Source organism: Salinivirga sp., assembly GCF_035268865.1.
GTDB lineage: Bacteria > Bacteroidota > Bacteroidia > Bacteroidales > Salinivirgaceae > Salinivirga.
Genome location: NZ_DATFKB010000011.1, coordinates 1 through 13,917, shown reverse-complemented (window position 1 = coordinate 13,917; position 13,917 = coordinate 1). Strand labels below are relative to the sequence as shown.

Sequence of the window (13,917 nt, the reverse complement as noted above, 5' to 3'; positions counted from 1 at the left end):
TGCATTTTCAAAAGCAATTTTCGATGGTCCGGCATCAAACAAAATGTTTTTTTTTGCCTCTACAAACCACGATAAGCCATGGGCTGCCTTGCATATACCACTGGCTATATTGTCGTTTAAAACCGTTATTTTCATAAAAATTGTGTATTGGTGTCCTATGCAAATGTATAAAAAAATCAAGCTGGTTAAGGTGTGAGACTTTTGTTTTGAGCGGGGCACTTTTTTTTATGTTTTAGTATTCTGTTATTTTTATTTATTGACTTTTTTTATGTGAGCGTCTGGTTTTTGCCTGTTTGTATGAACAGGTTTTTGCTGCTTTTTTTAAATCTGTATCAATAAAAGTAAGATTATATACTCATGGATTAGGTCGTACATACGCAGTCATCGGATGAATAACCAAAATAACAATTCATCCAATGACTAATGATAGACACCCGCTATTTAATTGCAAAACTAGTTCAAACTAAATCTATACGTAGCTTTTATCAAAAATACATTGTAAGGTGAGATATTAAAAAGGTCGCTGGTATTATCGTTAAATTTAAACGTTCCTTTTCCGTCATTTCCGCTTCGGTTTTGTGTCCACACAAGGTATACCGTTGATCCGGGTGTATATTCCCAACGAATTACCAGGTTGGATATGAAGTCCATTATGTTGAAATCGGGTTTGTCAACATTATAATCAACAGTTCCATCTGCGTTATGATCTATTGCGTATGCTTCATTATTACTGTTGTAATTAATTTCGTTATTACTGAATGCATGGAAACGATCACTGTATTTATTGGCTCTTGGATCTGTTATACGCTTAAACTCCTCATATTTGCCAGCACTAATAAAGGGTTGTCCCCAATATTGTATTGATAAATTTGGCGTAAGACTGATATTGGCTCTGAAAGACATCCTTAATGTTGTTTGATCAAGGTGCCCCATAATGTAAACATGCTCACTGTTGAAAGATTCCTGTGATACATACTGCAAATTATTATTATTAAATGAAATGGAAGGGTTTAAAGAAAGGTCTATCATTTCATGTGGCTTATATCTCAGGTTCATCCATGTGTTATAATAATCTGTTTTTTCTGAACCGACTGAGTTTGATGAACCACCAAAACTTATCCTGAATTTTTTTCTATTGTCAGAACTAATCGATACCCAGTTGTTTATATTATGAGGTAGTTTTAAATACGGACCTCCGAATAAGGCGGTTTTTGACAAATGTTCAAGGTTAAAACTGGTGCCAAAATTTATGTACCAATAGTTTTTGAGTTGCATCCCTACGCCATAATTTCCTCCTGTTGTAAGACGTGTTCCGTTAAAGTCGTGTATTTCCCATTGGTTTACGTTGAAATAGAAAGAGCGGAACATAGCTATCGGCTCCAGAATGCGGTATTGAATCCAGAATAGTTCTGAGATATGATCGGCTTCGCGCTGGTAGCCCATATCGTTCATGTTTAATTCAGGCGATTTCATATTTAGAAAAAAAGCATATTTGATATTTCCTTTACCCATTTTTGCAAACATCATGCTTGTGCCATAACCGGTAAGGCTGTTACGTGTGGAGTCAAGATGTAAATGATTTGCATCAGGTCGCTGGAAATAGTGGGTTGATGACTCCTGCGTTTGGGTTATTGCTTCTTCTGATCCCACAATATGAGAGTATGTACTACGCGCCTCGAAAACATATTTTTTATCTTGCCAAAAGTGCTTAAAATTTAATCCTCCTGTGTATGCGCCGGTGTGCAAATACTCGAGCTGCGTTGCATCAATTTTTCGGTTGGTGGCTGTAAACATTCCACCCAACATGGTATTTCCTTCGTTAAAATCCCGCTCAACGCGAGAAAGAAAATAATTCGTCAGAGGTTCGATATTCTCCAGCCGGCCTTCAGTGCCATTGTCTATTGTAGCAAACTCTTTTTGCGTAACCGATTCCAAAATGCCCACTGACCAACCATCTTTGGTTTTACCGGTGAGTTTTAAGGCTCCAAGTATGGATGTGTTCTGTGGAGATTCACTGTATTCGTTATCTGCCAGGTCCGGGGAATAATGAGGGCGTCCTCCAATTCGACGGGAATAGAAAAGATTATCTGTCATGAAATTACCCATTGGCATGAGCCTGAAATTCATGATGTTGCTCCCTTCGATAAAAAACGGGCGTTTTTCGCTATAGAAGGTTTCATAGGCCGTTAGGTTTACCTGTGAAGGATCGGCCTCCACCTGTCCAAAATCCGGATTAATGGCCATATCCAGCGTAAGATTATTGGTAATACCAAATTTTCCGTTCACTCCTCCATTGAGTTTCAATTTATAACCTTTGTCTTTGAATGGATTATCTGGTTCTTTCTGAAACTGATCTAATGAACTTACTGCATAAGGGGTTAATGAGGCCTCTTTTTTGGGTTCAATGTTTTTTATTCCTTTTAATTGACCAAATTCACTGACCCAGCCTGTTGCCTCTTTGGGTATTAGTTGCCATTGTATTTCTTCCTCGAGTCTGTATATGTGGCGTGTAAGCTGAACTCCCCAGGTTTGTTCTTCTTCATTACTGAAGCGCAATTGTGTAAGGGGAATTTTCATCTCTGCTGTCCAGCCTTTATCGTCTATGTTTGTTTTTCCATACCAGATCGGATCCCAGTTTCTGTCTGTATTGGAACCGTCATTGCTTATTACTGCATCTGCCTTTACTCCAACTGCACTTATTCTGAACTGAAATCCGGTGCGTTTGTCATTATAACTGTCAAACGTTATCCCGGCATAATCTCCCTGCAGGTTATCGCGTCTTGACAGTTGTCGTTCAATTTTTTGTGGCTCATCATCAAATGCTCTGATGCCAACGTAAATGAAATCATCATCATATAATATTTTGAAAATGGTTTTTTGTGAAGGTGAATTTCCTTCATAGGGTGAACGTTGGGTAAATTCATTGATCCACTGGGCTTTTTCCCAGGCCTGATCGTTTAATAGGCCATCAATTTGTGGTTCGATGTCAGTTTTTTGGGATAAATACTGTTTTTGGGCTTGCAAAAAATGTCCAGTGGATAATAAAATCGCGGTTAAATAGATTAAAATTGGGTTTTTCATGGTTTAAGGGTGTTGGGTTATTATTAATATGTCAATAGATATGCCATAGCAATATAGTTTGTTGTATTTCAGTGTTTTAATCTATTTCTTGATTTTTGCTTTGTGTCCATAATCGAACACGGGGTGTCACATAACATTTTTTTCATGACGAAGTTTTTGCCAGGATGTGACAAGTTGGAATCTTTTTTGGGGTGATTAGAATTGTATTACAAGCAATTAATTAACGGCAAGAATTTTGAAGCATCGGTAATTAATTGTTTATTTGCGCAAAATAAAATCTAAAGATTAACCAATTATGATGATTGAAAAGAACAAGGTAGTTGAACTTACATACGAACTCAAAGACCAGACTGCCAATGGTGAAACAATTGAAAAAGTAACAGAAGAGCGTCCATTGACATTCATTTTTGGCGCTGGACTAATGATTCCCAAATTCGAGTCAAACATAGAAGGCATGAACCCCGGAGATGATTTCGAATTTGAACTTAAAAGTCAGGAAGCTTATGGTTCAAAATCAGATGAAATGATTATGGACCTTCCTTTGAATGTATTCGAAGTAGATGGTGCAGTGAATTATGATATCGTTAAAGAAGGTGCTATGATTCCTATGATGGATAAAGCCGGTAATCGTATTAACGGTGTTGTACTGGAAATTGGCGATGAAGCTGTAAAAATGGACTTTAATCACCCAATGGCAGGAAGAGATTTGCATTTCAAAGGTAATGTACTGAATGTAAGAGAAGCTACAGACGAAGAGCTGGCAGCCATTCAGCATAACCATGATGAAGACTGCAGCAGTTGCAATGGAAATTGTAGTGAATGTTAGTACTTAAAAATTTAAGATATAGAAAGCGTCTTCGCATGAAGGCGCTTTTTTTATTGCCTGTAATTTCCTATCATTGTTGTCTGATTTTCGAACTAGCAATAAAAAAATGAAAAGAAGAAAAATAGCGCTACATTGGCAAATTCTGGGTGGTTTGGCTTTAGGCATAGCTTATGGCTTTCTTGCGTCGGCAGCCGGCTGGAAAGGTTTCACTTTGGACTGGATAAAACCCTGGGGAACCATTTTCATTCGAATGCTTAAGCTTATTGCAGTGCCGCTTATCTTCTTTTCTTTGGTGCAGGGCATAGGTAGTTTGCAAAATATTTCCAAATTGTCGCGCATGGGGCTCAAAACACTAATGCTCTATGTGGCTTCTACTGTTATTGCTATTACTGTGGGGTTAGGGTTGGTTAATTTGATAAAACCCGGTTCCGACTTTCCTGAAGATAAAAAAGCCGAATTTCAGGAAATATACGGTGGTGATGCAGCGTCGAAAATCAATTTGGCACATGGCAGCGAAGAGGGGCCCCTGAAATTTATTGTAGATATTGTGCCAGACAACATTATCGGAGCAGCATCGAGCAATGTGAATATGCTGCAGGTGATATTTTTTGCTATTTTGTTTGGAATAGCCCTTGTTTTGCTCGAAAGGCACAAAGTAGAAACTGTGCATAAATTTGTCAGCGGCGTTAATGAAGTAATTATTGCCATGGTTCGGCTCATTATGAAATTTGCTCCATACGGGGTTTTTGCATTAATGGGCAGCCTGATGGTTGAGCTGGCTGGAGATGATCCGGCTTCTTCTATTGGCTTACTCCAAAGCCTTGGCATGTATGCGCTGGTGGTAATTGCAGGTTTGTTGTTTCTTGTCGTGTTTATATACCCCGGTTTGCTGGCCATGTTCACCAAATTAAAATATGCACAATTTTTAAAAGGTGTTTTGCCTGCCCAATTACTGGCATTTAGCACAAGCTCTAGTGCAGCTACGCTACCAGTAACCATGCGGCAATGCGAAAATGAACTGGGCGTTAGCCGTGAGGTGAGCAGTTTCGTATTACCCGTTGGTGCCACCATCAATATGGATGGAACTAGTCTGTATCAAGCTGTAGCAGCCGTTTTTATTGCTATCGTTTTTGGTTATGATTTAACTCTTGGCCAACAACTTACAATTATTCTTACAGCTACTTTAGCGTCAATTGGTTCGGCTGCAGTACCCAGTGCCGGAATCGTAATGTTGGTTATTGTGCTCGAATCCATCGGTATACCAAGTGCGGGAATTGCACTAATTTTTGCTGTAGACAGACCGCTCGATATGTTCAGAACTGTGGTAAATGTTACCGGGGATTCAACTATTGCTTCTATTGTAGCTGCCAGTGAACAGAAATTGCATCCGGAAGATCTTGAGCTGCAAAAGGAATAATCGAATTTATAACAATTAATCTCCAGTGGTAATAGCTTTGCTTCCTCTTTGCGAATGTACGAAGGCACATGCTATCTGGCAGATTATTTTCTTATATTAGTAGTCGAATAATTTTAAATAAAAATGTAAGACCATGTCAAACAAAAGAACAGTAAAAAAGAAAATTAAAGACGAATATCAACGTCTTGAGGAAGATATTCTTCATTACATGTCTGTAAATAAAAATCAGGAGCTCACAAAACCCAAAGCGCAGTTATCAGAATTAAAAGAAGCCCGCAAAAATTTTGTGAGTGAACTGAATCACGCAGAAAAAGTTACCGGCCAATTTGTAAATGACCTCTTGAAAAAAGTTGTGGACGATGTAGATAAAAGATATAAAGATTTAAAAGCGCTGGTAAACAAGAAATAGCAGGTTTCGAATGACAGGAAAATTTTAATTATGCGTTTTGTAGCTGTTTTAGTTGGTTTTTTTATTGTTTTTAATGCTTATGGACAGCAGAAGACTGTTAAAGTCGGTGGATATGAGTTAGAACCCTTAGTCGATTTGCCAGCTACACCCATAAAGGACCAGCACAGGTCTGGGACCTGCTGGAGTTTTAGTGGTATTTCATTTCTTGAAAGCGAAGTGCTTCGTATGAAAAATTTTGAGGCTGATTTGGCTGAAATGTGGCTCGTACGCCACGATTACCACGAGCGTGCACTGGATTATGTGCGCTTTCATGGCGCTATAAGTTTTGGCCCGGGTGCAGAATCAAACGATGTTATGGATATGATTAAATTATATGGTATTGTACCTGAACAGGCATATCCGGGGCTTAATTATGGTACTGAAAGTCATGTGCATGGCGAAATGGATAATGTCCTCGATGCCATTGTGAATGCTGTAATTGAAAACAAAAATCGTAAATTGAGTACCGCCTGGATAAAGGCTTTCGATAATGTTTTAGACACCTATTTGGGGAAAAAACCGGCTCAATTCCATTGGAAAGGAGAGGAGTATACCCCGCGATCTTTCCAGGAAGAAGTGAATATTATCCCTGCTGACTATGTGGAGCTTTCATCATTTACGCATCACCCTTTTTATACGAAGTTTATTATGGAAGTGCCAGATAACTGGGCATTTGGAGAAGTTTATAATGTGAAGCTTGATGAATTTTTTAATCAAGCCATTTATGCTTTAGATAATGGGTATACACTTCTATGGGGATCGGATGTCAGCGAAAAGGGTTTCTCTAACCGCAATGCATTAGCACTTGTCCCGGTTAGTGAAATAGCAGAGTTAAGTGGGAGTGAGAAAAAGAAATGGGCTTCAATGACTGATTCGGAAAGAAACGAGCGGCTCTATGATTTTTCAGAGCCCATCCCGGAGAAGCAAATTACCCAGGAAATGCGCCAAAAAGCTTTTGATGATTATCGCACGCAGGATGATCACGGAATGCACATTGTCGGTTATTACAAAGATCAAACAGGCAAGGTTTTTTTTAAAGTGAAAAATACCTGGGGAGAATCGAACGATCAGGGTGGCTATTTTTACGCATCAGCAGCTTTCTTTAAATACAAGTCACTGAGTATAATGTTGCATAAAGACGCTTTGATGCCGGGCATAAAAGAGCAACTCAAAATAGAGTAGTTTTATAAAAATACAATAATGCGCCAGGGATTTATCACCTGGCGTTTTTTGTTGATCCTGACTTGCTTAAGTGTTTTTACGCTCAAATCCCATAATCTCCCTTATATGCTGGGTATTGTTTTTTGAAGTAAGCAATTCCAGTAATAGAAATGCCACATCAATGGCTGTTGACGGATTCCATGAAGAAATAACATTGCGGTCAGTAACGATGGGTTCATTAATCACATTTGCACCATAATTTTTCAGGGTTTGCTGCCTGACTTTTCCTACTTTATAGGTGGTGGCATTCCTGTTTTTTAATATTCCGCTTTTGCCAATTGGCAGGGCGGCTACGCATACTGAAGCTATTGTTTTATCTTGCGCATTGAATTTACGAATTATACTTACAAATTGCTCACTGTAAGCATCCTCATAGTAGTTATATTCTTCAAATCCGCCGGGAATCGCCAAAGCATCAAACAAATTCACATCGACTTCTTCAATTAGGTAATCGACAACCACCTTTTGGCTAAAGGTGGTGTTAACTTCTTTTTGTATACCACATGTAAACAACCGGGTGGAGCCATCACCATCAATGAGGTTCCAGCCTATTACATCAATAAAAACACTGGCTTCGTAAGTCTCAAAGCCATTTGCCAATAATAAAAGTACTTTTTTCATTTGCCAGAGGTGCTAAAATTTGAATTCAAAGCTAGCTTAATATTTTGTTTATCATGAAGCTTCGTACCGTAGTTTACTCCTTAGATTCTCTTGAAAGCTTCTCCTGCATTACAAAAACTAAATAATACACGGCTAATCCTGCCGCCAATTAAACTCAGCTTTTCTTAATCTGTCCATTATAGCAATTCCTATTCCGGTTTCCTCAACAGGTTCGGCAATAATTATTTCGATATCAGCATCATCTTCGAAAGTGTGCATCGCTTCAAACATATTTACAGCATAATCTTTCACGTCTTTTTTTTCTGAAACCCTTATTACTTTTGCGTACCCTTTTTCCAATTCTCCCGAAAACGATATTAAACCGGCCTTTGACAGGTTTGTGTTAGGTGAGTTTACATCTGCAATCAAGAGCTTTTTTCGGGGGCTGTAATGTGACTTTAGCATACCCGGGGCAGACAGGCTTTCAGTTTTTGAGGTTGCATCGTGTGGAATTATGGTTTCAAGATCTTCTTTTGTAATAATTCCGTTTCTAAGGATCTGGAAACCCTTATCTGTTAGCTTGATTATGGTAGATTCAATTCCTACGGTGGTTTTTCCGCCATCGAGAATGTAATCTACACCCGGGAGCTGTTTCTTTACATGTAGCGCAGTAGTAGGGCTTATTCGTCCGAATTTATTTGCACTTGGAGCAGCTATCGGGCAATCTGATGTGCGTATGAGATCGAGTGCAATGTCGTTTCCCGGCATGCGGATTCCAACTGTAGATAAACCTGATGTAACAAGATCGGGAATTATATCGCTTTTAGGCAAAACAATGGTGAGCGGTCCCGGCCAAAATTTTTCTGCCAATTTATATATTCGTTCATCGCTTTTTTTAACAAGCTGTTCTATTTGATTCAGGTTGCCAATATGTACAATTAAGGGATCGAACGATGGGCGCTCCTTGGCTTCAAATATTTTGGCAACTGCCATTGGATTCAGTGCATTTGCACCTAAGCCGTATACGGTCTCGGTTGGGAAGGCAACAAGATTTCCTTCTTGAATATGTTTAGCTGCTATATTAATATCGTTTATGATGCTCATTTTTGTTATGCAAAATTGATTTGAGAATATGGTTTGTTTCACCTGGTATGGATACAAAATTAATACCCTTTCGATGCGTTAATGTGAATTTTTCATGGTTTTTTATTTTAGCATTGAATTAATAAAAAATATTGCAGCTGCAATTTATACCCGAATGATAGATAAAGCTAATTGCATTCTTTTAGCATAAAATATGACTCAAACAATTTAACAAGAACTGCTAAACCAGAACTATAGAGATTTAATTCTATAAAATAAACAGTTTTGTGAAAATCCATACAGCGTGTCGGTTAGCGAGTTTTTAAGGCTTATGATATCTTATCAAATTGAACGTAGTCAAAGCTTTTTTAATATGAATTTTTACGGGTTAAAACTAAGTTTTAATTTCCTTGAACTCCCTAAGGTCGGTGAATAATATTCAAACATTTACCCGTAATATTATAAATACTCATGGTCGTGCCTCGCTCCGCCATAGCTATGCGAAGGCGAAGCTTTGCACCGCCGAAGGTAGGGGAAGGCGTTGTGTGTTTCTCTTATCATGGAGGTTTCGTTTGCTCATTAAATCGAATAAATATAGCTCTATTCATCACAAATAAGCTACACATATACCAATAACAATAAAGGTAAATTTATAAACTATTGTTTTGAACAGAAATTGTTATATTTTTGAAACTGTTGAGACATATATGGAAATAAAAAGACATTAAATGACGAAGATTGTAGAAAAGTTTGCGGAATTGCCAAAGCCTTTAAGAAAGCCTTTGTGGCAGTGGTGGCATAGAAAAATGAATAAATATGACAGAGATAATGCTGCCAACTTTATGAATTATGGATTTGAAAGCCTGAATGGAGATGCGCGCCTGGAGCTTAACGACGAAGACGAAACAGACCGTTATTGCATTCAACTCTATGATCATGTTGTAAATCAAGCAGACCTTAAAGGCAAAAAAGTTCTTGAAGTGGGTTCCGGAAGAGGAGGAGGAGCTTCTTATATTAGTCGCTACTATAAGCCCGAAAGTTATATTGGCATGGATATCTCAGAAAGCAGTATCAGCTTTTGCAACAAGCATTACAACGTTGATAATTTAAGCTTTGTTCACGGAATTGCAGAATCGATTCCGTATGAAGATAATTCATTTGACTGTATTGTTAATGTTGAGTCGGCGCGATGTTATGGGAATATGCAAGCCTTTTTCAATGAAGTATATCGTGTACTTCGGCCCGGAGGAAAACTCTTGCTTGCAGATATGATATACCCAAGCGAACTCGAAAACTTTAATAAGCGAATTGATAAAGCAGGATTTAAGCGCCATTCAGAAAAAAATATCTCGAGTAATGTTGTTGCAGGCCTTGATAAAGATTCAGAAAGAAGGGAACACCTTATAGACGCAAAAATTCCAAGATTCTTGCGTAAATCATTCAAGACCTTTGCCGGTACTATCGGGACTTCCCGTTACCAAAATTTTGCAAACGGAACGTTTCAGTACTGGAGTTATGTGCTAGAAAAATAGTAAATTAGATTGCGTGGTGTACTGTAGTAAGTGCTTTTTTACCAATTAGCACTGTTTTCTGCATTACCTGCTGATGTGAAGGATTTGCATCTATTTGAAAGGCCGACCAGCAGATTCCATCCCAATGCTTTCGGTTATTCAGTATTTTTTCAACAATTTGCAATGTGGTTTGCAAATAGCATTTTACTACGTTTCTTAACGAAAGTCATGCATATATCGTGGTGATGAAATCATCACATTTCGGGTAACATGGATCAAGCTTAAGGAATTGAATGTCAGTTTTTCATTTTTACACAACGACAGAAAGCGAAGCGATACTAGAGATTTCACGATATTGGGGCTAATGTTTTTTGCTGAAGAGCGTAAGGCTTACTTTTACAAACCTCACAAACTGCACTGAGCCAAATTTACGATTTACATTTCAAAAAACAACCCGTCAACCTTTAGCTCGCGAGCGCCATTAAAAATATAAAAGATTGCGAGCAAATCGTAAGATTTGGCGGAGCTAATTAATATCCTCGGTCGCTAAAACCCGCCACAAGCGCCTTTTGCTCACTCGCAGGTGTTAGCAAAAGTGCTTTAATAATCCGTAATCAAAGATTCGTAAGGAATCTTAAGGTTTTCATGCAATTGGCGAATCATTCTTAACGTCAATTTCCGTTTTCGATTCAGAATCTCAGAAACTCTACTTTTATATCCAATGATTTTCGCCAAATCACTTTTTTTCATTCCCATTTGTTCCATACGAAATTTTATCGCCTCGATAGGATCTGGATCGTCAATAGGATAATTTTCATCCTCATACTTTTCAATCAGAATGGATAAAATTTCTGCTTCATCTCCTTCTGGTGAATCAATCGGTGCGTCAAAGATTTCTTCAAGTCTTTCCAATGCTTGTTGATAATCTGTTTCGGTTTTAATCACTTTTATATCCATAACAATTAAATTTTATTTGCGTCAATCTTGTCGTAGTCTTTGTGTGTTCCTATAAACCGGATAAAAACCCACTGTCTTTCATAGTTAATTTGCACTATCAATCGGTATTTGTTTCCGCATATATTAAAAACTACTCGTCCTGCTTTAAGAATACTTGCAGTCGGGTATTGATTCTTGATGTTATTTGGGTCAGTCCACTTCGCTTTGCTTGCTTCTTTGTACCACGTTTTTAATTGATTCTCAGAATCAGAATATTTCTCCCAAAACTCTCTAAGTATCTTTTTCGCAATGACTCTCATATTGTCCGTAATTATTTATTCGGTAAAGATACAAAAAGGTTACCAATTTGGTAAATTAATTGCAGTTTTTTATTAGAACTTTAAACGGTTGAGGTTGGGTGGGCATTTTTGCTAACGTTTCCTGCTAGTTAGCGAAAGGCTTACTTTTTAAGGCCTTCCAAACTTCACAGAGCCAAAACTTTGTTTTACAAATGTACATCTTTTGCCGTCAAAACGAAGTTTTTGGCGGTGCTAAAATTAAACCTCGAATCCGCGAAAACGCACGTGCTGCCTTTGCTTTATTCACCGCTGTTCTGGTGTGTTTTTGATTTTATTCTCTTGAAAAGATTGGATTTTCCTTTGCTCACTTCTTCAATGTCATAATCGTCTTGTAGTCCTAGCCAAAATTTTGCAGTCGTCCCGAAATACGAACTTAGTCGAAGCGCTGTGTCAGCAGTTATCCGTCTTTGTCCTTTAATGATCATCGAAATTCGTGTTTGCGGAATCTCAGTGTCTTTTGATAGTCGATAGGCTGAAATCCTCATTGGTTTCAGAAATTCCTCCAATAATATTTCTCCTGGATGTATGTTTGTTAAAGTGTCCATAGTCAAGTCGTTTATTTGTGATAATCAATAATCTCTACGTCATGTGAATGATTGCTGTCCCAACGAAAAACAATTCTCCATTGATCGTTAATCCGAATACTGTAAAAATTTTCCGTCGATCCTTTTAGTTTTTCTAGTCGATTCGATGGCGGAATCCGTAAATCAGCTAAATTTTGTGAATTGTTCAACATTCTCAATTTTCTTCGTCCGATTTGTTGAATTTCAATCGGGATTTTTTTCACCCGTTCACCATTCCAAATTTTTTCAGTCAACTTTGTTCGAAACGATACAATCATGCTTATCTCTTAAATTAGTAACGCCAAAGATAGGTAAAAAGTTACGGACGGCAAAAGTTTCTTTAAATACACCAGAACGTATGCTGCTTTGGAGCGTACGGTTTGCTTGTAATGTCTTCAAAATCTGCTCCGTAGCCAAAAACTTTGTTTTACAATATTAATCATTTTCCGTCAAAACGAAGTTTTAACTCCGTTGAGCTCCCTTCGGTCGGTTGGCGGGGTTAAAAAAGAACCTCTGATGCCCGCAGCTTCGCGGCTCAGTATGCTCTATCGCCGAGGTTATGCAAAGTTGTTTTAGCTCACTTCAGTAATATTTTTCCGAGTATTCATCAAGCTAGCATTTCGATATCTTCTATTTACTTCATTCTTCAATCGATATGGCCTGTTAAATGCTTCTTGTGAAACTTTAAAATAGTCAGATAACTTTCTGATTGTATCCTTAGAAAGTCCTTTTTGATAATTTAGAACCTTAGAAACTGTTCCTTTAGTCAATCCTAAAATAGTCACTAAATCTTTAGCCTTTAACTCGTGCTCGTCCATGATAGCTTTTAGGATTTCGATTGGATCAGAATCCTTAAATGAATTATTCTCGCTATCCCACTTTTCAATTAGTAACGTCAATAATTCAATTTCATCCTGGAACTTAATTTCATCTTTAGAAATCAGTTCGTCAAGTATATTACAATAATCGATATACTGCTCTATTGTCTTTATCACTGTGAATTTTAATGATTCCATTTTAATGTTCTTTCTCAATCAATAATTGTTAATGTCAAACTGTTTACTTTCATTGCAAAGTTTCGTATACTCTGTGTGTGTCCCAATCCACTGAATGAAAAGGTGGACTCTAGTTGCTCCAAAATGATACTTACAAATCATCCTGTAATTGTTTCCTCCAATATTAAAACAACCCGATTTGTTCCTTTTCCTATTATATCAGCCTTATTAAATGTCGACACAATCTCGTTTGGCTCATTCCAGTCAGCTCTTTTAAGAATCGATAACCATATTTCAAAAGATGCTCGAGCTCTTGCATTCTTTACGACATAATCTTCAATCGACTGTTTCTTTATTAAATGTACTTTCATATAGTTATCCGCAAATAAACGAAAAAAGTTTCATTTAATGAAACTTTTCTTTATTTTTTCATATCGGTCACAACCTGCAAATTTGTTCGTTAAGACACATCCTTTACAAAAGTTAAAGATTAGACTTTACACTAAATTAGTACCTAACCTTATTGTTTGTTCTTTTCTTCTTAAATGTGTTTCATCAAAGTAACCTAAAAATACATTTCTATATGATACTTTCCAAATTGTATTTCCAATCTGTTCTGCTGCAAACGTGCGCGGTTATGAAGCGAAGGCCTTACTTACAAAGACCGTTCAAACTTCACAGAGCCAAAACTTTGTTTTACAAATGTACAACTTTTGCCGTCAAAACGAAGTTTTTGGCGGTGTGTGTGCCCTGCATGTGCTGCAGTGCACCCTGCTCGAAGCAACAGAAAAAGTTGAAATATACAAATCTTTTTCAATGCCCCAAAGCAGGGACGCTCTTTTTGTCTAAAAGGTGAAAGTCCTAAGCTGGCAAGTTG

At 37.7% G+C, this 13,917-nt stretch carries 14 protein-coding genes and 1 pseudogene; 5 read left to right on the top strand and 10 right to left on the bottom strand.

All coding sequences use genetic code 11. The features are described 5' to 3' along the window. Positions 1-453: 453 nt before the first annotated feature. Positions 454-3,081, bottom strand: coding sequence for a DUF5916 domain-containing protein (locus tag VJ937_RS00565; protein WP_324064975.1), 2,628 nt, complete (start codon positions 3,079-3,081; stop codon positions 454-456). A gap of 295 nt (positions 3,082-3,376) precedes the next feature. Here VJ937_RS00565 and VJ937_RS00560 point away from each other — a divergent pair, with 295 nt between their 5' ends. The 4 genes from VJ937_RS00560 (at position 3,377) to VJ937_RS00545 (ending at position 6,954) form a co-directional block, all read left to right on the top strand. Beyond that, positions 3,377-3,907: a peptidylprolyl isomerase gene (locus VJ937_RS00560; RefSeq protein WP_324064974.1), complete on the top strand. Its 531-nt coding sequence runs from the start codon at positions 3,377-3,379 to the stop codon at positions 3,905-3,907. 106 nt (positions 3,908-4,013) lie between these two features. Further along, positions 4,014-5,324, top strand: a complete 1,311-nt coding sequence (locus VJ937_RS00555) for a dicarboxylate/amino acid:cation symporter (RefSeq protein WP_324064973.1) — start codon at positions 4,014-4,016, stop codon at positions 5,322-5,324. Between the two features lie 133 nt (positions 5,325-5,457). Further along, positions 5,458-5,733 (top strand): hypothetical protein, encoded by a 276-nt coding sequence (locus tag VJ937_RS00550; RefSeq protein WP_324064972.1) that lies wholly within the window; start codon positions 5,458-5,460, stop codon positions 5,731-5,733. A gap of 30 nt (positions 5,734-5,763) precedes the next feature. After that, positions 5,764-6,954 carry an aminopeptidase C gene (locus VJ937_RS00545; RefSeq protein ID WP_324064971.1) on the top strand — a complete coding sequence of 397 codons (1,191 nt, stop codon included), beginning with the start codon at positions 5,764-5,766 and terminating at the stop codon, positions 6,952-6,954. 66 nt (positions 6,955-7,020) lie between these two features. On the opposite strand, the gene VJ937_RS00540 is transcribed toward VJ937_RS00545, so the two are convergent. Both VJ937_RS00540 and VJ937_RS00535 read right to left on the bottom strand, forming a co-directional pair. Further along, positions 7,021-7,614, bottom strand: a complete 594-nt coding sequence (locus tag VJ937_RS00540) for a DJ-1/PfpI family protein (RefSeq protein WP_324064970.1) — start codon at positions 7,612-7,614, stop codon at positions 7,021-7,023. A gap of 132 nt (positions 7,615-7,746) precedes the next feature. Further along, positions 7,747-8,697 carry an L-threonylcarbamoyladenylate synthase gene (locus VJ937_RS00535; protein ID WP_324064969.1) on the bottom strand — a complete coding sequence of 317 codons (951 nt, stop codon included), beginning with the start codon at positions 8,695-8,697 and terminating at the stop codon, positions 7,747-7,749. A gap of 707 nt (positions 8,698-9,404) precedes the next feature. Here VJ937_RS00535 and VJ937_RS00530 point away from each other — a divergent pair. Continuing rightward, positions 9,405-10,208 carry a class I SAM-dependent methyltransferase gene (locus VJ937_RS00530; RefSeq protein WP_324064968.1) on the top strand — a complete coding sequence of 268 codons (804 nt, stop codon included), beginning with the start codon at positions 9,405-9,407 and terminating at the stop codon, positions 10,206-10,208. Between the two features lie 579 nt (positions 10,209-10,787). Here VJ937_RS00530 and VJ937_RS00525 read toward each other — a convergent pair. From VJ937_RS00525 to VJ937_RS00500, 7 genes and pseudogenes are all read right to left on the bottom strand, one after another. Then, positions 10,788-11,144: a helix-turn-helix domain-containing protein gene (locus tag VJ937_RS00525; RefSeq protein ID WP_324064967.1), complete on the bottom strand. Its 357-nt coding sequence runs from the start codon at positions 11,142-11,144 to the stop codon at positions 10,788-10,790. 5 nt (positions 11,145-11,149) lie between these two features. Further along, positions 11,150-11,443, bottom strand: coding sequence for a type II toxin-antitoxin system HigB family toxin (locus VJ937_RS00520; protein WP_324064966.1), 294 nt, complete (start codon positions 11,441-11,443; stop codon positions 11,150-11,152). Between the two features lie 278 nt (positions 11,444-11,721). Beyond that, entirely contained in the window at positions 11,722-12,027 is a 306-nt protein-coding gene (locus tag VJ937_RS00515) for a HigA family addiction module antitoxin (RefSeq protein ID WP_324064965.1), read from the bottom strand. A gap of 11 nt (positions 12,028-12,038) precedes the next feature. Further along, the gene (locus VJ937_RS00510; RefSeq protein WP_324064964.1) at positions 12,039-12,323 is read right to left on the bottom strand and encodes a type II toxin-antitoxin system RelE/ParE family toxin; all 285 of its coding nucleotides are present in this window, start codon (positions 12,321-12,323) and stop codon (positions 12,039-12,041) included. A gap of 294 nt (positions 12,324-12,617) precedes the next feature. After that, entirely contained in the window at positions 12,618-13,061 is a 444-nt protein-coding gene (locus VJ937_RS00505; RefSeq protein ID WP_324064963.1) for a helix-turn-helix domain-containing protein, read from the bottom strand. Positions 13,062-13,079: 18 nt separating this feature from the next. After that, positions 13,080-13,411 (bottom strand): annotated as a pseudogene (locus VJ937_RS15670) (type II toxin-antitoxin system HigB family toxin). A gap of 284 nt (positions 13,412-13,695) precedes the next feature. After that, a partial coding sequence (locus VJ937_RS00500) for a hypothetical protein (RefSeq protein ID WP_324064962.1) occupies positions 13,696-13,917 on the bottom strand: 222 nt, incomplete at its 5' end.